Source organism: Streptomyces sp. NPDC058307, from assembly GCF_042880295.1.
In the GTDB taxonomy this organism is placed as follows: domain Bacteria; phylum Actinomycetota; class Actinomycetes; order Streptomycetales; family Streptomycetaceae; genus Streptomyces.
This window is the reverse complement of sequence record NZ_JBHVYZ010000044.1, coordinates 54,192-72,794: the sequence shown is the minus strand read 5'-3', so window position 1 is coordinate 72,794 and position 18,603 is coordinate 54,192. Positions and strand designations below refer to the sequence as shown.

The window sequence follows — 18,603 nt, the reverse complement described above, 5'->3', positions numbered from 1 at the left end:
AACCTGCCGGTGGCGATGCGCACTCTGCTGACGCTGCTGCGGCTGCTTTGGTAGGCGCTACGGCAGCTATACGACGCCGAGGGCGCCCGGGACCGTGAGGTTCCGGGCGCCCTCGTCGTCGTGGAAGGGAGCCGTGGGTCAGGCCGCGACCTGCGGCTGCGGCTTCGCCTTGTCCGGGCCGCCCGTGAAGTCCTCGTAGGCCGCCAGGACCTCGTCGGTGGGGCCGTCCATGCGCAGTTCACCGCGCTCCAGCCACAGCACCCGGTCGCAGGTGTCGCGGATCGACTTGTTGCTGTGGCTGACCAGGAACACGGTGCCCGCGGTCTGGCGCAGCTCGCGGATGCGGGCCTCGGAGCGCTTCTGGAAGGAGCGGTCGCCGGTGGCGAGGGCCTCGTCGATGAGGAGGACGTCGTGGTCCTTGGCGGCGGCGATGGAGAAGCGCAGGCGGGCCGCCATGCCGGAGGAGTAGGTGCGCATCGGGAGGGTGATGAAGTCGCCCTTCTCGTTGATGCCGGAGAAGTCGACGATCTCCTGGTAACGGTCCCTGACCTGCTCGCGGGACATGCCCATGGCGAGGCCGCCGAGGTGGACGTTGCGCTCACCGGTGAGGTCGTTCATCAGGGCCGCGTTGACGCCGAGGAGGGAAGGCTGGCCGTCGGTGTGGATACGGCCGTTCTCCACCGGGAGCAGGCCCGCGACGGCCTTGAGCAGCGTCGACTTGCCGGAGCCGTTGGTGCCGATCAGCCCGATCGCCTCGCCCTTGTAGGCGACGAACGACACGTTCTTGACGGCGTGCACCTTGCGTACCCCGGCTGCCTTCTCGACCTGGCCCCGGCGCAGCATGCGGTTGAGGGCGGCGGTGGCGGAGCCCCGGCCCGCGCCGGTGCCGTTGACGCGGTAGACGATGTCGACGCCGTCGACGACGACGGTGGGGATCTTGTCGTCCTCGATGTTCTCGATGTGCTCGATGTCAGCCACGGCCGTACGTCTCCTCAGCCTTCCAGAAGTAGATGAAGCCGCCGACGCCGGCGACCAGCGCCCAGCCCACCGCGAGCGCCCACACGTGGTGCGGCAGCTGACTGGCGTGGAAGCTGTCGATCAGGGCGTAGCGCATCAGGTCGATGTAGACGGCGGCCGGGTTGGCCTGGAGCACGGGGACCATCCAGGACGGCCAGTCGTGGTGGCCCTTGGCCAGCTTGTCGATGCTCCACATCACACCGGAGACGTACATCCAGGTGCGCAGGACGAACGGCATCAGCTGCGCGATGTCCGGCGTCTTGGCGCCCATCCGAGCCATGATCATCGAGACGCCGGCGTTGAACGTGAACTGCAGAATCAGTGCCGGGATCGCCAGCAGCCAGGACGCGGCGGGCGGGACACCGAAGCCGAGCAGGATCACGATCAGGGCGGCCATCGAGAAGAGCAGCTGCTGCAACTGCTGGAGCGCGAACGAGATCGGCAGCGCGGCCCGCGGGAAGTGCAGGGCGCGCACGAGGCCGAGGTTGCCGGAGATGGCGCGGGTGCCCGCCATGATCGAGCTCTGGGTGAACGTCCAGATGAACACGCCCGTGACCAGGAACGGGACGTAATCCGGCACGTTCCTCTTGGTGCCCAGCAGTACGCCGAAGATGAAGTAGTAGACCGCCGCGTTCAGCAGTGGCGTCATCACCTGCCAGACCTGGCCGAGCTTCGCCTGGCTGTACTGCGCGGTGAGCTTGGCGGTCGAGAACGCGGTGATGAAGTGGCGCCGTGCCCACAGCTGACGGACGTAGTCGGGCAGGGAGGGGCGGGCGCCGCTGACCGTGAGGCCGTACCGGGCGGCCAGGGCCGAGAGGTCGTCGTCGGCCGGGGGCGCTGTCGGGGGCGGTGTGTCGATGACCTGGCTCACATCCGCTGCTTTCGCTCGGGGGGTGGAGGGCAGTGCGCGTGCGGCCGGCGAGCCCGTCATTCGACGTTTCCTTACGTGACTCTTTACGTTTTCTTACGTCGGGACGGGACCGTATCGTCGCATCGTGAGCGTAGGACGAGTGAGCGTCGGAACGCAACCGTTTCGTCGTGACGGATCGCGTTGGAACGCAACCGTTTCGTCGTTTCGCAAGTCGCACGGCGGGACGACACCGTCCCGTCCCGGCAAATCGCGTCGGAACGGGACCGTTTCGTCGCTACGCCCTATGCTGGTCCGCATGACGACCAACGCCGACGCGCCGCAGACCCGTACGCGCCGCCGTGCCCCGGCAGGGGCCGCCGTACTCCGTGAGGATGTGACGGAAGCCATTCGGGCAGCCGTCTTCGAGGAGCTCGCGGCGGCCGGATACGCGCGGATGTCGATCGAGGGCATCGCGCGCCGCGCGGGCGTCGGCAAGACCGCGGTCTACCGCCGCTGGCGTTCCAAGCAGCACCTGGTCCTCGACGTCGTGTCGGAGATCGCGGTGATGGGCCTGCCGGTGCCGGACACGGGCTCGCTGGAGGACGACCTGCGGATGCTGTACGAGGTGACGTCCCGGGCGCTACGGCATCCGGTGGCCTCGCAGATCATCCCGGACCTCCAGGCCGAGGCGGCCCGCAACCCGGAGATCGCCGAGGCGCTGCAGAACGCGTTGCAGAAGGGGCAGGAGGGTGTCGCCAGCAAGATCGTCACGGCGGCGGAGCAGCGCGGGGAGCTCCGCAGGGGCTTCAACGACGAGTTGGCCCTCGATCTGATCTCGGGCCCGCTGTACTGGCGTTCTGTGGTGATCCGCAGCCCGAAGCTGCCGAAGGGGTATCTCGCGGCGCTGGCGAGGGCGACGACGGAGGCACTGAAGGCGCTCTGAGCCTCAGCGTGACGCGCGCAGCGAGGAGTTCTGGGGCGAGCACCCGGCCCTGCCTGTCCGCCGACGGTCCCGCGGCGATCAGCTTCCGCTCGGCGATCAGCTTCCGCTCGGCGATCAGCTTCCCCTCGGCGAACAGCTTCCCTGTCACCCGGTGAGGAGATGCGTGAGGTCCGCCAGGCCGGCCGTCCTCAGCACACGGTCGGCGAAGCCCGGCAGCGGCACGTGCAGGAGGGCCGTCCAGCGCTCCGGGACGGCCGTGACGCCGTACACCGCTCCGGCCAGGCCGCCCGTCACCGCTGCCACCGTGTCCGTGTCACCGCCCAGGTCGATCGCCGCGCGTACGGCTGTCTCGTACGAGGTCGTCGTGCGCAGCGCCCAGACCGCCGAGCCCAGGCAGGGCCATACGGCACCGTTGAACTCGGTGGCCTGGTCCGGGTGCCAGTCGGGGGCCAGGACGGTGGCGTAGCGTCGGCGGTGGTCGGGGTGGACCATGCCGAGGGTGGCTTGCACGGCGTCCAGTGGGTCGTCGCCGGCCAGGGCCACCCGTATCAGTTCATGGAAGACGGCCGTGCCCTCCCAGGCCGCACGGTCGCCGTGGGTGAGGGCGGCCAGGCGACGGGCGGCGGCTATGGTGGCCTCCCGGCCGTGGCGGGCGAAGTGCACGGCGGACGGAGCCGCCCGCATGAGGGCGCCGTTTCCGGCCGCCCGTTGGTTCACCTGGAAGTGGAGAGCGGCCGCGGTGTCCCAGGGGTCGCCGCTGCTGAGCACGGCCTCGGTCTGGAGGCCGATGTCCTTCGGCTCCGCCGCCGCCCACCGCTGGAACCGCCGGAAGACATCCGGGAGTTCGAGCCCGCCGCACTCCACCAGGGACTCGGCGACCAGGACGGCCATCTGTGTGTCGTCGGTCGCCTCGCCCGGGTCCCAGCCGCCGCCCCCGCACATCTCGCCGCCGTGCCCCGGCTCCGGAAACCGGTCCGAGAAGGCACCCTCCGGCCCGAACTCGAAGGGAGCGCCCAGCGCGTCCCCCACGGCGGAACCAATGACAGCGCCCAGGGCGCGCTCTGCGTTGACGACCATCAGCGCAGGCTAGCCCTGAGCGGTTGCGGCCACCCACGCGGGCGGGCCGCCCCGAGCCTCTGGCTTACCCGCCTGGGCAGGTGCAGGCCGGGAGTGTCCGCGCCCGGCGGGTGCCCGAGGTGATGGGGCCATCCTGGACAGGCCGACCCCGAGCCGCCGGCGGTTCGCCCGGGCAAGCCCTGGCCCGGCGCGTCCACCTCCCGCCCCTGCTCCTCCCGCCGTCCCGGCGACCATGCGCCGTCCCGGCGACCACGCACCGCCGTCCCGGCAAGTCGCCTTCCGGGCCTACTCGATGACGAGGTCGACCTCGATGTTGCCGCGGGTGGCGTTGGAGTAGGGGCAGACCTGGTGGGCCTGCTCGACGAGCTTGCGGCCGGTCTCGGCGTCCACGGTGTCGGGGAGTTCGACGCGGAGGGCGACCTTGAGGCCGAAGCCCTCGCCCTGCTTGCCTATGCCGACCTCGGCGGTGACGGCGGCGTCGCTGACGTCCACCTTGGCCTGGCGGCCGACGACACCGAGGGCGCTGCCGAAGCAGGCGGCGTAACCGGCGGCGAACAGCTGCTCCGGGTTGGTGCCCTGTCCGTTGCCGCCCAGCTCCGCCGGCGGGGCCAGAGCGACGTCGATCTTGCCGTCGTTCGTGTAGGCGCGGCCGTCGCGGCCGTGGGTGGCGGTGGCGACAGCGGTGTAGAGCGCGTCCATGAAAGACCATCCCTCTCGAAGTCTGTTCCGGCGGCTCTTCTGCGACCGCCTCACGACCGTTAGTAGAGCACACAATCTAGTTGTGCACAACTAAATGGCTCGCAAGAGCTATCCTGGAGACATGACCACGCCACCGACCGCCACCGACTGGCTCCGCCTCGACCAGCAGATCTGCTTCTCCCTGAACGCGGCTTCCCGTGCCTTCGGCAGCGTCTACCGCGTGATCCTCAAGGATCTGGGGATCACCTACCCGCAATACCTGGTGATGCTCGTGCTGTGGGAGCACGGCGAACTGCCCGTCAAGAAGCTCGGCGAGCACCTGCGGCTCGACTCGGGCACCCTCTCCCCGCTCCTCAAGCGACTCGAGACGGCCGGCCTGGTCCGGCGCGAACGCAGCGCCCGCGACGAGCGCTCGGTGGAGGTGCGCCTCACCGAGGAGGGTGTCGCCCTGCGCGAACGGGCGGTGCAGGTGCCCCGCCGGATCGTCGCGGCGACCAGCTTCGACGTGGACGAGATCCGCGACCTGCGAGCCCGCCTCGACCAGCTCACCTCGTCACTGGACGCGGCCGTGCACGCCGAGCTGCCCGACGAGGACTGACAGTCACCGCAGTGGCCCCCTGGGCCCCGGCCGCCTGGTTCACTGATACGCGGACACGCGGACACGGGGACACGGGTCGAGCGAAGAGGGGACGGCCGTACATGACCTGGCTGATCACCGGCGGCGCCGGTTACATCGGGGCGCACGTCGTGAGGGCGATGACCGAGGCGGGCGAGCAGGCGGTCGTGTACGACGACCTGTCCACCGGCGTCGCCGAGCGCGTGCCGGCCGACGTGCCGCTGGTGGTGGGCTCCACGCTGGACGCCGAGCGGGTCGCGCACACCCTGGCGGACCACGAGGTCACCGGGGTGGTCCACCTCGCGGCGAAGAAGCAGGTCGGCGAGTCGGTGGACCTGCCGCTGCACTACTACCGGCAGAACGTCGAGGGCCTGCGCGTGCTCCTGGAGGCCGTGACGACGGCCCAGGTCCCCTCCTTCGTCTTCTCGTCCTCCGCGGCGGTCTACGGCATGCCGGACGTCCCGCTGGTGACGGAGCGCACCCCGTGCGCGCCGATGTCGCCCTACGGCGAGACCAAGCTGGCCGGCGAGTGGCTGGTCCGCGCGACGGGCCGTGCGACGGGCCTCTCCACGGCGTGCCTGCGCTACTTCAACGTGGCGGGCGCGGCGAGCCCCGAGCTGGCCGACACGGGCGTCTTCAACATCGTCCCGATGGTCTTCGAGAGACTCACGCAGAACGCGGCCCCGCGCATCTTCGGCGACGACTACGACACCCCCGACGGCACCTGCGTCCGCGACTACATCCACGTCGCCGACCTGGCCGAGGCCCACGTGGCCGCGGCCCGCACCCTGCAGTCGTCCCCCGGACGCGACCTCACCGTCAACATCGGCCGCGGCGAGGGCGTCTCCGTGCGCGAGATGATCGACCACATCAACGCCATCACCGGTTACGACCGCCCCCCGACGGTCACTCCCCGCCGCCCCGGAGACCCCGCCCGGGTCGTCGCCTCCGCCGACCTGGCGGCCACGGAACTCGGCTGGCAGGCCAAGCACGACGTCCAGGACATGATCACGTCGGCGTGGGAGGGATGGGTGCGGCTCCATCCGGAGGCGGCTCGGGGCTAGGTGTATTGAGCCGCAGCGTTGTTTACACGGCTGATGGGCGGCCGGCCGCCGAGTGCGGTGTGGCAGCGGTGGTAGGGCCCTCCTGATGGATCTCCGCGGCGGGCGACGGCGGCCCGTCCGAGCCACGCGGCACCCGGCGCCCCGGCCGCCCCGCCGGGCGCCAGGTGGACGGGCGGGTGGGTGTGGGACGGGACGGACTCGACGGCACGGCCCCTCCTAGCGGGTCTCGGCGACGGGCGTGTCCGTCGCGGGGCCGTCCACGCTGGCCTGCGGGACACGGTCGAGCGCGGCTGCCGCCGACGGCACCGGATGCCGGTCGGCCGGCGGGATCACCGGCGGCGACTCCCTTTCGCCCAGGACGACATGGCGTACGACCCGTTCGGCGGCGCGGCCGTCGTCGTACGGGCAGAAGCGCTCGCGGAACGCCGAGCGCAGCTGGGTGGAGCGGGAGCCGCGCCAGTGGCCGGTGGCGAAGATGTCGATCAGTTCGTCCTCGCTGCGCGCGATCGCGCCCGGCGCGAAGGACCGCAGGTCGAAGTAGGTGCCGCGGGCCGCCTCGTATGCCTCATGGTCGTCGGCGTGGATCACGATCGGGCGGTCCAGGCCCGCGTAGTCGAACATCAGGGACGAGTAGTCGGTGACCAGGGCGTCCGAGGCGAGGCACAGGGACTCCACGCTCGGGTGGTCGGTGACGTCGATGACCCGGCCGGTGGCGTCGGAGACTAGCGGGCCGCCGTGGCGGTGGTGCGCGCGGGCCAGGACGACGAAGCGGGGGCCCAGGCGGCGCAGCAGGCGGTCCAGGTCGAGGGTGGTGCGCTGGGTGCGGCGGTAGTCGCGGTAGGTGGGCGCGTACAGGATCGCGACCGAGCCCGCGGGGATGCCGAGGGACTCGCGCAGTCGCCGTACGTCCGCCGAAGTCGCCCGCTGGAACACGTCGTTGCGCGGAGAGCCGTAGGGGAGCGTGGTGTAGCGGCCGGGGTAGACCCGCTCCCAGGTCAGGGTGGTGTGGCGGTTGGGGGACAGGAGGTAGTCCCACTGGTCGACGCCGCGCAGCATCGCGTCGAAGTCCAAGTCGCCTGCCGCCGCCGGGCGTTCCCGGAGGTCCAGGCCCATGTGCTTGAGGGGCGTGCCGTGTTGGGTCTGGACGAGGACCTGGCCGGGCCGCTTGACCAGACGGCGGTCGAAGTCGGTGTTGTTCACCAGGTACGTGGAGCGGGCCAGCGCCGTCCAGTAGGCGGCCGTGCCGGGGCGCAGCCTGCGGGTCGCGGTCGGGATCGTGTGGTGGTACTCGGGGCGGGCGATCCACGCGGTGCGGATGTGCGGGGCGAAGGTGCGGAACGCCTCCTCCAGCGCGCCCGGGTTGCAGCCGTGGCCGCGGCCCCCGTACGCGGCGAAGACGGCACGGTCCGCGCGCAGCGGGAGGCGGAGCTGGACGCGGTAGTGGAGCCGCAGGGCCGCCGTGTGCAGGGCCGTGGCGAGGCGTACGAGCGGGCGGGTGGTTCCCCGGCCGGACCTGCGGGCCAGTTCCGCGAGCCGTTGGGTGCGGTACAGGCCCAGGCGGATCACGGCGTGGCGCAGCCGGGAGCGCGCCGGGACCGGGTGGCCCGGGGTGCGGTGGGCGCGGTAGTGGTCGCGGGCCCGCCGCAGGAACGCGTGGCGGCTGCCGCGCGGGAGGCTCTCCCGGTCGGTGAACACCGCCGAGAGGTGGTCCACCATGCGGCGGAACAACACCGGCCGCCACTGGGCGAGTTCGGGGCGCGGGTCGACGTACGCGAAGACCCTGTCGTACTGCCCGAAGACGTCGAAGTGGTCTCCGGCGCCGAGGGATTCGCCCCCGCGGCGCTTGCGGTGGTGGACGCAGACGCGGTCCAGGGTGGCGATCGACTCCGCGGCCATCAGGACGGGGTAGGTCCAGGGCAGGTCCGTGTGGTGACCGGGCGGGAAGGCGAAGCCCTCGCGCTCGACGAACTCCCTGCGGTACGCCTTGTTCCAGGCCACCGGCGGCACCCGCAGCAGCCCCGGGCGGTCCTCCAGGCGGAAGGGCGCCGGGCCCTGCTCGGTGAGCTGTCCCGCGAAGGCGTCGCGGACCGTCCCGTCCGACCAGTGGGCGAGCGCGTGGTCGTGGACCAGGACGTCCGGCTCGCCCGTCTCCTTCAGCCGGTCGGCGATCGCCCGCAGCGCGTGCGGGGTGAGGGTGTCGTCGCCGTCGAGGAACAGCAGGTAGTCGCCGCTCGCCTCGGCCGTCCCGGCGTTGCGGGCGGGGCCGAGCCCCGTGTTCCGCGCCTGGTGGACGGCCTTGACCCGGGGATCACGGGCCGCGTACTCGTCGATGAGCTCGCCGCACGCGTCCGGCGAGCGGTCGTCGACCGCGATCAGCTCCAGATCCTCGTACGACTGCGACAGCACCGATTCCAGGCATGCGGGCAGGTACGCCTGAACCTTGTACGCGGGGACGATGACACTGAACCTGGGCACGGCACATCCAAGGGTCGGCGCGGGAGTTCTGCCCGGGAACGCCCCACGACGGCGCGGAGTTACGGTCCGTACGGCATTCGGGCTAACGCGAAGGGGCGGACCGGTGCCGGCCCGCCCCTCCAACTGCGCTGCCCTACGGGTTACTTCACCGCGCCCGCCATCACGCCGGACACGAACTGCCGCTGGAACGCGAAGAACACGATCAGCGGAATCACCATCGAGATGAACGCGCCCGGAGCCAGGACGTCGACGTTGTTGGCGAAGGCGCGCATCTGGGTCTGGAGGGCGACCGTGATCGGCTGGCTGTCGGCGTTCGTGAACACCAGCGCGATCAGCATGTCGTTCCACACCCACAGGAACTGGAAGATGCCCAGACTCGCGATCGCGGGCCCGCCGAGCGGCAGCACCACCCGTGTGAACAGGCGCAGTTCGCCCGCGCCGTCCAGCCGTGCCGCCTCCAGGAGTTCGCGGGGGATCTCCGCGAAGAAGTTCCGCAGCAGGAACACCGCGAACGGCAGGCCGAAGCCCGTATGGAAGAGGATCACTCCGAAGATGTTGCCGAACAGGCCGATCTTGCCGAAGAGTTCGGCGATCGGGATCAGCGCCACCTGCACCGGTACCACCAGCAGACCGACCACGCCCATGAACCACCAGTCGCGGCCCGGGAACTCCATCCACGCGAACGCGTAGCCCGCGAGCGCGCCGATGACGATCACGAGCAGCGTCGCCGGGACCGTGATCAGTACGGTGTTGACGATGGAGCCGGTGATGTCGCTGTTCTGGAGGAGCTTGTCGTAGCTGTCCAAGGTGAGTTGGGAGGGCTTGGTGAACACCGTCCACCAGCCGGTCGCCGCCAGGTCGCCCGGGCTGCGCAGCGAGGAGATCAGCAGCCCGATCGTCGGCACCAGCCAGAACAGGGCGACGGCGACGAGGAAGACGCTGATCAGGCCGCCGCTGACGCGCTCGACGAGCCGTGAGCCGAGCGACTGTTTCGCCTTCACCCCGTCGGCCGTCGCCGTCTCGGGAAGCCTTTCGGCCTGAGTGGTCATCGCCGTACCTCCCGCCTGAGCCGACGAATGTTGAACCACATCACCGGGATCACCAGCAGCAGCAGGAACACCGAGATGGCGCTCGCGATGCCGGGCTGGTCCTCGGCGAAGCCCTTGCGGTACAGCTCCAGGGCGAGGACGTTCGCGTCGTCCTGCGAGGAGCCGGGCGGGATGATGAAGACCAGGTCGAAGATCTTCAGGACGTTGATCATCAGGGTCACGGTGACGACCGCGAGGACGGGCGCCAGCAGGGGGACCGTGACCCTGCGGAAGACCTGCCACTCGCTCGCGCCGTCGACCCGGGCCGCCTCCAGGAGTTCGCGGGGGATGCCCGCGAGTCCGGCCGCGATCAGCACCATCGCGAAACCGGCCCACATCCAGATGTACGACCCGATGATCGCCGGTGTCACCAGCGACGGGCCGAGCCAGTTGATCCCGTTGTAGGGCTCCTTGAAGTTGCTCGCCGGAAGTCGCAGCCGGGCCCCGTCGGCCTTCTGCGAGAAGGAGAACGTGCCGTCGTTCCCGGCCTTCGCCGTCTCGACGACCTTGCCGTCCCTGACCGCCTCGATCTTCATGCCGGGGTAGCCGAGTTCGGTCGGGTCGACCCCGCCGAGCGTGCCGACGCCCTTGCCGCGCGTGAAGTCCTGCCAGGTCGTCCCGGTGATCCGGCCCGGGTCCGCCTGCGGCGGCACGGCCTTCTTCGCGTCACCGGGCATCTGGTCGGGGGCGACACCCACCAGGGGCAGGGTGACCGTCCCGCCGGTGTGGACCGTCGTCTTCGTGATGAAGCCGCCCCCTTGTGCCACCAGGGGGGAGTTCCGGCCCGGGTGGGCCTTCGGGAACGCCGAGGACTGCGCGAACGTGTCGTGCACGCCCACCCACACCGCGTTCGCGAACCCCTTGTCCGGGTCCTGGTCGTAGACGAGCCGGAAGATGATGCCCGCCGCCAGCATCGAGATCGCCATCGGCATGAAGACGACCAGCTTGAACGCCGTTCCCCAGCGCACCCGTTCGGTCAGCACCGCGAAGATCAGACCGAGCGCGGTGGAGATCGTCGGCGCGAACACCACCCAGATGATGTTGTTCTTCAGGGCCGTGCGGATGCTGTCGTCGGTGAACAGGGCCTTGTAGTTGTCGATTCCGGCGAAACCGTCACCGGACTGGTTGGAGAAGCTGCGGACGATCGAGTACCCGATCGGGTAGACCACGAGCGCGCCCAGCAGCACCAGGGCGGGCAGCAGGAACAGCACTGCCACGGTCCTGCGCGTGCCGGTCACGCTCTTGCGCGACTTGGGGGAGGCAGGGGTCTCGGGGACCCCTGCCACCGTGGTGGACGTCATCGCGTCAGTTCCCGTAGGCGGCCGCCGCTTCGGCCTCCAGCTTCGACTGCGTGCCCGCGACGTTCTTCGGGTTCGTCAGGAAGTCCTGCAGCGCCTTCCACTCGCCCTTGCCGGGGGTGCCGCCGAAGGCCTGCGGCGCCTGGTCCGACATGTCGAAGCGGAAGTCGTCGCCGGAGCCGATCAGCGCCTTGGCGATCTTCTGCTGCACCGGGTTCGGGTACGAGGAGATGTCCACGTTCTTGTTCGGCGAGAGATAGCCGCCCAGCTTGGCCTGGATCGTCGCCGCGTCCGGGGAGGCCAGGAAGGTGGCCAGCGCCTGCGCCGCCTTGGAGTCCTTCAGGATCACCGCCGCGTCGCCGCCGGAGACCACGGGGGCGGTGTCACCGACCTTCGGGAACGGGAACACCTTCGCGTCCGTGCCGACCTTCGCCTTGGCCGTCTGGATGTTGACCTGCGCGAAGTCGCCCTCGTAGACCATGGCCGCCTTGGGCTGGTCGCCGCCCGTGAAGGTCTGGGTCACCGAGGCCGGGAAGTCGATCTGCAGCGCGCCCTTGGCGCCGCCCGCGACATAGTCCTTCTTGCCCCACACCTGGGCCAGCGTGGTCAGCGCGTCCTTCACGGACGGGTCCGTCCACTTGATCTCGTGCTTGGCGAGCTGGTCGTACTTCTCCGGGCCCGCCTGGGAGAGGTAGACGTTCTCGAACCAGTCCGTCAGGGTCCAGCCCTCGGCGCCGCCGACGGAGAACGGGGTCACGCCCGAGTCGTAGACCGTCTGCGCGGTGCTGAGCAGCTGGTCCCAGGTCTTCGGCTCGGTGGCACCCGCGTTCTCGAAGACCTTGGCGTTGTACCAGATCAGCGACTTGTTGGCGGCCTTGTAGTACACGCCGTACTGGGTTCCGCCGACCTTGCCGATGTCCTGCCAGCCCTGCGAGTAGTTCTTGGCGAGCTCCGCCTTGGCCTCCGCGCCCAGGGGCTTGGCCCACTTCTTGTCCACGGCCTGCTTGATCGCGCCGGGCTGCGGGAGCATCGCGATGTCCGGCGGCTGGCCGCCCGCGACCTTCGACCCCAGGAAGTTGACGATCGGGTCCTGGGCCGGCACGAAGGTCACCTTCGCGCCGGTGCGCTTCTCGAACTCCGCGAGAACCTTCTTGAAATTGGCCTGTTCGGCGCCGCTCCAGACGGCGGCGACCTCCAGGCTCTGGCCGTTCAGTTTGGGCAGGGTGACCGTCGTGCCGGTCTCCTTGCCGCCTGTCGCACCCGTGTCGCTGCCCTTGTCGTCATTTCCACCGCATGCGGTGAGCGAGAGGGCGAGGGCCGCCGCGAGGGCGGCGGCCGCCGGTTTGGCAGCCCTGTTCGCTGACCTGTGCTTCCGCTGTGTGCTGCTCGTGCTGCGCATCACGACCCCGTTCTTCGTTCCTCGTCGAACGTTCGAGGGCTGTCTCGTGCGATCTGGTCTACGCCGGGGCGCCGAGGTCGGCAAGTGGGCGTCCACTGTCAAGCCGAAGATCGTGATGCCGTCGTGACCAGTGCCGGTGCGTCCGGGCACGCGTCGCCCGGGGCGGGGCCCCCGGACCCCTTGACGCCTAGAGCAGTGACGGGACCTCTGCCGCTGCGACTTCCCTCGCCGCGCGTTCCAATGCACTCGCCAGCAGGGCGAGATCCGTCGGTCCGTTGCCCAGTTCCCGGACCGGGCGGCGGGCCGGCGGGTCGCCCATGTGTTCCCACTCCAGGGGGACGACGGTGGGGCGCAGGGTCGCCGTGCGGGGGATGCGGCCGGTGACCCGGCCGGCCTGGAACGCCGTGACCCGGCCGTCGGGCCGGGTCAACCGGCCGCGGCCGGGAGCCGGTTCGTCCGGGCCGGTGGCCGGGGTGTCCAGGGTGACGCGGAGGGTGGCCCTGCGCGCCGCTTCCGACTCCGCGGTACGGCCGCCCGGGCCGGTCGCTGCCACCAGATGGACGCCCAGGCGCTCGCCCTCACGGGACACCGCCTCCAGCGCGCGTATGACCGAGCCGGCCGCCGGCCTGCCCGGGGAGCCGAGGGGCGGGGAGACCAGGGCGTCCAGGTCGTCCACGACCACGACCAGACGGGGCAGCGGGGGTGCCGTCTCCGTCCGGCGCCGGGCCGCCGCGGGGCGCAGGCGGATGGTGGAGCTGGGCGGCGAGTCGAGGTCGGCGGCTGCCGGGTCGCCGGGCGCACCGGCGGGGCCTGTCGCGCTGCGGGGGGACGCCGTGCGCTGGGTGACCATACGGCCCGACAGTTCCCGGCCGGTGTGCCACTCCGCGAAGTCGGATCGGCCCAGCAACTCCGCGCGCCGCTTCAGCTCGGCGCTCAGCGACTGGGCGAACTCCCGCATGCGGACCGGGTCGTTGGCGATGAGGTGGGTGGTCACATGCGGTACGTCCGTGCACACGCGCAGGCCCTCGCTGTGGCCGCCGGCGCCCACGCCGTCCCGCCCGTCCATCAGGACGACGCTGAGGCGGTCGGGGCGCTCGGCCGCGGCCAGCGAGGCGACGACCGCCCGCAGCAGTTCTGTACGGCCGCTGCCCGCGGGGCCCTCGATCAGCAGGTGCGGGCCGTCGGCCACGAGGTCGGCGCAGACCGGGCCGCGTGGTCCGGCCCCCAGCACCGCCCACGCCCGGCCGCCGAGCGACTCCGGGTCGTCGGCCGCGTCCGCCCAGCGGGTCATCAGCGACGGCGGGGTGGCCCGGGCCAGCCCCAACTCGTCCAGCAGACGCGCCGACTGGGGCAACGGCGAGGACACGCGCGCGTGCCCCGCACCGGCGGTGCCGTCCGTCCGCAGCGGCGCCAGCGCCCGCGCGAACCGCTCGGCCCAGGCCGCGGAGACGGCGTCCACGGCGGCGACCGTGCCGTGGCCGACGGGGGTGGGGGTGGCCGTGGGGACCGCGGTGAGGTGGACGGTGTCGGTGTCGGTGCGGGAGGCGTCCGCATGGCGGGCCTCAGTACGGCTGCGGTCGGTCTCGGCGCGGTTGCGGGGAGCGGCGGTGCGGTCGGTCTCGGGGCTGCGCGAAGCGCCGGTGGCGTCGGTCTCCGGGCCCGCCTCCGCGGGGACCCCCGCCCGCGCCACCCGCACCAGCCGCAGTGCCGTCGCCACGTCCCCGCTGAGCAGCCCGACTGCCCCGCACTCGCGGAACGTCGGAGCCGCCGCGCACGCCGCCTCGTACGTGTCCGTCACCGGAGAGGCGGGCGAGGCCGGGGCCGTCTCGGCCAGGCAGATGACATGGATACCGGCGCGGGGGCCCTCCGCCGCCAGCCGCGCCACCGCCTTGCGCAGATCCGCGCCGCCGGGATCGCCGTCCACGACGACCACGGAGTACGGCCCCGGGAAGCCGCCGCTCGTCCCGTCCTCGGTGTCGTCCCGGGCCCAGGAGGGCCGTCGGGCGGTGTTCCCGGGGCTGTCCTGCGGGGTGGCGGAACGGGCGGCCGGGACGGTCCCGCGGGCCGGAGCGAGCTCGGAGTCGGCCAGGTGGTCGTCCAGACGCCGCAGAAGTTCGTCGGTGCGGGCCGCGGCCTGTTCGCGGTCGTGGGCGAGAAGGAGACGGCAGTCCTGGCCGTGCCCCGGACGGACATGGGGGAGCCAGCCGAGCCAGGACCACTCGGCGGTGCGCTCCCGCGCGGGCCGGGAGCGGTCCGCGCTGATCAGGACGATCTCCAGGGTCTCGGGCGCGTGCAGGGCGGCGAGCTGGGCCACCACCGCGCGGGCCAGCCCGGCGAGCCGCGCGCGGGGACCCGCCAGGCCCAGCGCGCCGACCTCGCGCAGATCCGCGGTGACCGGAACGGCCGGCAGCAGTCCCGAGCCGTCGGGGGCCGCCCGGTCGGCGGTGCCGAGCCGCACGGTGAGGGCCTCCGGGTGCCCGGGCCCGCGCTCCCACAGGCGCGCACCGGGACCCAGTGCGGTCAGCAGCAGGGCGGCCGGGTCGGGCCAGACCTCGGGCATCCGGGACGCGGTGGCCGACGGCACCGCGGTCACGGGCGCGCTCGCCTCACCGTACGTCTCGTCCCGCTCGGAGGTCTCCTGCTCACCCCGTCCTCCGGCCAGCCGCCGGGCCCACGCGGACAGCCCGCCGCGCCGGCGCACACCCTGCGGTACGTCGGTCCCGCGCAGGGGGGTGCCCTTGCGACGGCCGCTCGCCGAGGCGTCGGTCGCGTCGGGAGCCGGGGGCAGAGCCTGGTCGGTCGGGGGAGGCGGGGGAACGGCGGTGGTGCGCGTCACTTCGAAGGAACCGAGCCCGGAGCGGCCGCCATGGGTGTCCCCGGGGCTGCTGTCGGTGTCGCCCCGCTGCTCGATCCGAGGCGCGCTGCCCTGACCCGGCACGACGACCGGAGGCTCGGCGGGGCCGTGGCCCTGCGCTCCCGTGGTTTCGGGGCCGCCCGCGGACGCGCCCCAGCTCGCGGAGCCGTAGGCGTGACGGGTCCGGTCGGTGGGCGGCCGGGGTGAGGAGCCGCCGCCGGCGCGGCCCTCCTCCATGCCTGCCGACACCCTGCCCCGCGCGCGTGGCGGCCGCTGCGCCTGTGCGGGGACCGAGCCGGCCACACCTGTGCCGTTCTCGTGAGCTCCCGTCGTCCCGCGCCCCGGCACAGGGCTCACGCTCGGCCCATGACCACCGCCGCCGTTCGCTTCACCGGCCGATGCCGAACCTCCGTGTGCGGGGCTCCCGCCCGGAGTCACCCGTACATGTCCCTCGCCGTCCGGTTCCGTCCCGAGCCGTCGCCCCCCGCTCGGCGAGAGCCGGAGCACCGACTCGCCGATCCTCAGAAGCGCTCCCGGGGTGAACCGGACCGGGCGGGTGCCCACGCGGGAGCCGTCCAGGGTCGTGCCGTTGGTGGAGTCGAGGTCGGCCACCGAGACGCGGCCGTCGGGGGCGACCGTGACCGCGCAGTGCAGGCGGGAGACGTCGGGGTCGTCCAGGGGCACGTCGGCGTCGGCGGAGCGGCCGATGTGGATCTGGCCGCCGTGCAGCAGATGGACGCCGCCGGCGTCGGGGCCGGCGACCACGTGGAGCTGGGTGGGGGCGTCGTCGAGCTCCGGGTGGGGCTCGGGGGCCGCCGGGGCGCCCAGGGACAGCACGGCGCCGTCGATCAGCGGGGGCTCGCCCAGGGTGGCGCGCTGGGCGTCCAGCCGCTCGCCGTCCGCGTACAGCACGACGGGACCGCCGCCGCGCTCGGCCTCACCCGCGCGCGAGGCGCCGTCCCCTGGGACCGCCGAGGCGAGCGCGGTGGCCACCGCGGCCAGTGCGGTGCCGACGGGAGCGGTGACCAGCACGTCGCGGCTCGCGGCGCGGCCCCGGGTCCGGTCGGGCGGGCCCAGCGGGTCTACGACGGTCAGCCGGATCTGCATCGCCGTCAGCGGTCCCTTCTGCTCGGACGCGGACATCCCCACCCCGCACGAGCACCATCGGCCAGTACTGCACGCATCCTCGCACCTGACACTGACAACGCGCCCGTCGCCCGAGGGCAAGTGATCTTGATTGGTCAGCTCTGCCCCCAAAAGTGCCTGACCACTGCCGCGCCGGTGATCACTTGAGATCGGTCACGTCAACGTCCGGCAACCGGGGACCCGGACGGAGCGTCTTTCCTTCGAACGTGCTTGGCAGCGCTTACGTAGTGCTGTGAGGAGCGGCACTACAGTGGGTCGGAACGACAGCCAGCAGCAGGGAGTGCATGACGTGCGGCCGGTAGGCAGCAAGTACTTCCTCGAGGAGCCGCTCGGACGCGGTGCCACGGGGACCGTGTGGCGTGCCCGCCAGCGGGAGACCGCGGGCGCCGAGGCCGCCGTACCGGGACAGCCCGGCGAGACCGTCGCGATCAAGGTCCTCAAGGAGGAGCTCGCGAGCGACCCGGACATCGTGATGCGGTTCCTGCGCGAGCGCTCCGTCCTGCTGCGGCTGACCCATCCGAACATCGTGCGGGTGCGTGACCTGGTCGTCGAAGGCGATCTGCTCGCCCTGGTCATGGACCTCGTCGAGGGCCCCGACCTGCACCGCTATCTGCGCGAGAACGGGCCCTTCAGCCCCGTCGGCGCCGCCCTGATCACCGCCCAGATCGCCGACGCCCTCGCCGCCAGCCACGCCGACGGCGTGGTCCACCGCGACCTCAAGCCCGCCAACGTCCTGCTGCGGCAGTACGGCGGCCAGATGCACCCCCTGCTGACCGACTTCGGCATCGCGCGCCTCGCGGACTCCCCGGGCCTGACGCGGACCCAGGAATTCGTCGGCACGCCCGCGTACGTCGCGCCCGAGTCCGCCGAGGGCCGCCCGCAGACCTCCGCCGTCGACATCTACGGCGCCGGCATCCTGCTGTACGAGCTGGTCACCGGCCGTCCGCCGTTCGCCGGCGGTTCCGCACTCGAAGTCCTGCACCAGCACCTGAGCGCCGAGCCGCGCCGCCCCTCCACGGTCCCCGACCCGCTGTGGACGGTCATAGAGCGCTGTCTGAGCAAGAACCCGGAGCGCCGCCCCAGCGCCGAGAACCTCGCGCGCGGGCTGCGTGTCGTCGCCGAGGGCATCGGCGTGCACGCGAACTCCGCGCAGATCGCAGCGGCGGAAAACGTCGGCGCGCTGCTGCTGCCCGACCCGGACCCGGCCGCCGTGCCGGACACCCCGGGCGCCGCCGACCCGACACAGGTGCTGCCGCACAGCGCCGCGGGCGGCTACGACCCGAACGCCGCGACCAGCTTCCTGCCGCACACGGGCCCCGGGAGCCCCGTCGGCGCCGCCGACCCCACCGCCGTACTCCCGCACCGGGGCGCGGCCGATCCGACGGCCGTCATGCCGCCGGTACCGCCCGGACAGCCGGGACAGCCGGGACAGGGGCAGTACGGGCAGCAGGGTCAGCGCGGACAGCAGCCCGGCGGGCCCGAGGACCCGCACCCCTGGCAGAACCAACTGCGCGCGGCCCGCGACCGCAACGAACAGACGCAGGTGCAGTACCTCGACCCCAACGAGGACCCGCTGCGCCGCCGCCCCCAGCGGCAGGTCGCCCGACCGCAGCCGCAGCAGCCGCCCCAGCGGCAGCAGCGACCCCCGCAGCGGCCGCCGCAGGGCAATTACGGCCGTCAGCCGCAGCAGCAGCCCCAGCAATACGCCCCGCAGCAGCAGCAACCGCAGCGGTACGCGCCTCCGCCGCAGTCCGAGCGCCCTGCGCGCGAGCCCCGGCAGCGCAGCGCCAACCGGATGCGGATCCCGGGTCTGGGCTGCCTCAAGGGCTGTCTGTTCACGATCGTCATCCTGTTCGTCGCGAGCTGGCTGATCTGGGAGCTGAGCCCGCTGCAGGACTGGATCGGCACCGGCAAGGGCTACTGGCAGCAGATCGGGGACATCGTCGACACCGTCAGCAAGTGGATCGGGGATCTGGGCGGAAACTCCTCAGGTCAGCAGTAACTCTGGGGATTTGTCGACACCCAGCGGGTGATTTCCGTCTCCGCGGTGAAGGTTGGCTCTTCCGGCGCGTAGTTT

The 18,603-nt window shown here is 72.0% G+C and carries 13 protein-coding genes; 4 read left to right on the top strand and 9 right to left on the bottom strand.

What is annotated here, in order from left to right; genetic code table 11:
- Positions 1-138 precede the first annotated feature (138 nt).
- Together ACFVYN_RS28005 and ACFVYN_RS28000 are read right to left on the bottom strand one after the other, a co-directional pair.
- Positions 139-978, bottom strand: a complete 840-nt coding sequence (locus tag ACFVYN_RS28005; RefSeq protein ID WP_390003092.1) for an ABC transporter ATP-binding protein — start codon at positions 976-978, stop codon at positions 139-141.
- Complete coding sequence (locus tag ACFVYN_RS28000; protein WP_390003090.1) at positions 971-1,888, bottom strand: ABC transporter permease; 918 nt, start codon at positions 1,886-1,888, stop codon at positions 971-973. Before ACFVYN_RS28000 ends, ACFVYN_RS28005 begins: the two co-directional genes overlap by 8 nt.
- Positions 1,889-2,171: 283 nt before the next feature.
- Here ACFVYN_RS28000 and ACFVYN_RS27995 point away from each other — a divergent pair, with 283 nt between their 5' ends.
- On the top strand, positions 2,172-2,810 hold the full coding sequence (locus ACFVYN_RS27995) for a TetR/AcrR family transcriptional regulator (RefSeq protein WP_390003087.1): 639 nt from the start codon (positions 2,172-2,174) through the stop codon (positions 2,808-2,810).
- 144 nt (positions 2,811-2,954) lie between these two features.
- Here ACFVYN_RS27995 and ACFVYN_RS27990 read toward each other — a convergent pair whose 3' ends face one another.
- Entirely contained in the window at positions 2,955-3,887 is a 933-nt protein-coding gene (locus ACFVYN_RS27990; RefSeq protein ID WP_390003084.1) for an ADP-ribosylglycohydrolase family protein, read from the bottom strand.
- Positions 3,888-4,172: 285 nt separating this feature from the next.
- Entirely contained in the window at positions 4,173-4,586 is a 414-nt protein-coding gene (locus ACFVYN_RS27985; protein ID WP_390003081.1) for an organic hydroperoxide resistance protein, read from the bottom strand.
- A 121-nt stretch (positions 4,587-4,707) separates the two neighbouring features.
- Between ACFVYN_RS27985 and ACFVYN_RS27980 the strand changes: the two genes are divergently transcribed.
- Both ACFVYN_RS27980 and galE read left to right on the top strand, forming a co-directional pair.
- Positions 4,708-5,184 (top strand): MarR family winged helix-turn-helix transcriptional regulator, encoded by a 477-nt coding sequence (locus tag ACFVYN_RS27980; RefSeq protein WP_390003079.1) that lies wholly within the window; start codon positions 4,708-4,710, stop codon positions 5,182-5,184.
- Between the two features lie 101 nt (positions 5,185-5,285).
- Positions 5,286-6,266, top strand: a complete 981-nt coding sequence (galE, locus tag ACFVYN_RS27975; RefSeq protein WP_390003077.1) for a UDP-glucose 4-epimerase GalE — start codon at positions 5,286-5,288, stop codon at positions 6,264-6,266.
- Positions 6,267-6,482: 216 nt separating this feature from the next.
- On the opposite strand, the gene ACFVYN_RS27970 is transcribed toward galE, so the two are convergent.
- From ACFVYN_RS27970 to ACFVYN_RS27950, 5 genes are all read right to left on the bottom strand, one after another.
- Positions 6,483-8,741, bottom strand: a complete 2,259-nt coding sequence (locus ACFVYN_RS27970; protein ID WP_390003074.1) for a CDP-glycerol glycerophosphotransferase family protein — start codon at positions 8,739-8,741, stop codon at positions 6,483-6,485.
- Positions 8,742-8,881: 140 nt separating this feature from the next.
- Positions 8,882-9,790 (bottom strand): carbohydrate ABC transporter permease, encoded by a 909-nt coding sequence (locus ACFVYN_RS27965; protein ID WP_390003071.1) that lies wholly within the window; start codon positions 9,788-9,790, stop codon positions 8,882-8,884.
- Entirely contained in the window at positions 9,787-11,130 is a 1,344-nt protein-coding gene (locus tag ACFVYN_RS27960) for a carbohydrate ABC transporter permease (RefSeq protein ID WP_390003068.1), read from the bottom strand. The genes ACFVYN_RS27965 and ACFVYN_RS27960 overlap by 4 nt, the downstream gene beginning before the upstream one ends.
- Before the next feature lie 4 nt (positions 11,131-11,134).
- A complete protein-coding gene (locus ACFVYN_RS27955; RefSeq protein WP_390003065.1) occupies positions 11,135-12,526 on the bottom strand; it encodes an ABC transporter substrate-binding protein in 1,392 nt (463 codons plus the stop codon).
- 187 nt (positions 12,527-12,713) lie between these two features.
- Positions 12,714-16,487: an FHA domain-containing protein gene (locus ACFVYN_RS27950; protein WP_390003098.1), complete on the bottom strand. Its 3,774-nt coding sequence runs from the start codon at positions 16,485-16,487 to the stop codon at positions 12,714-12,716.
- 328 nt (positions 16,488-16,815) lie between these two features.
- Here ACFVYN_RS27950 and ACFVYN_RS27945 point away from each other — a divergent pair, with 328 nt between their 5' ends.
- A complete protein-coding gene (locus tag ACFVYN_RS27945) occupies positions 16,816-18,528 on the top strand; it encodes a serine/threonine-protein kinase (protein WP_390003095.1) in 1,713 nt (570 codons plus the stop codon).
- Positions 18,529-18,603: the final 75 nt, after the last annotated feature.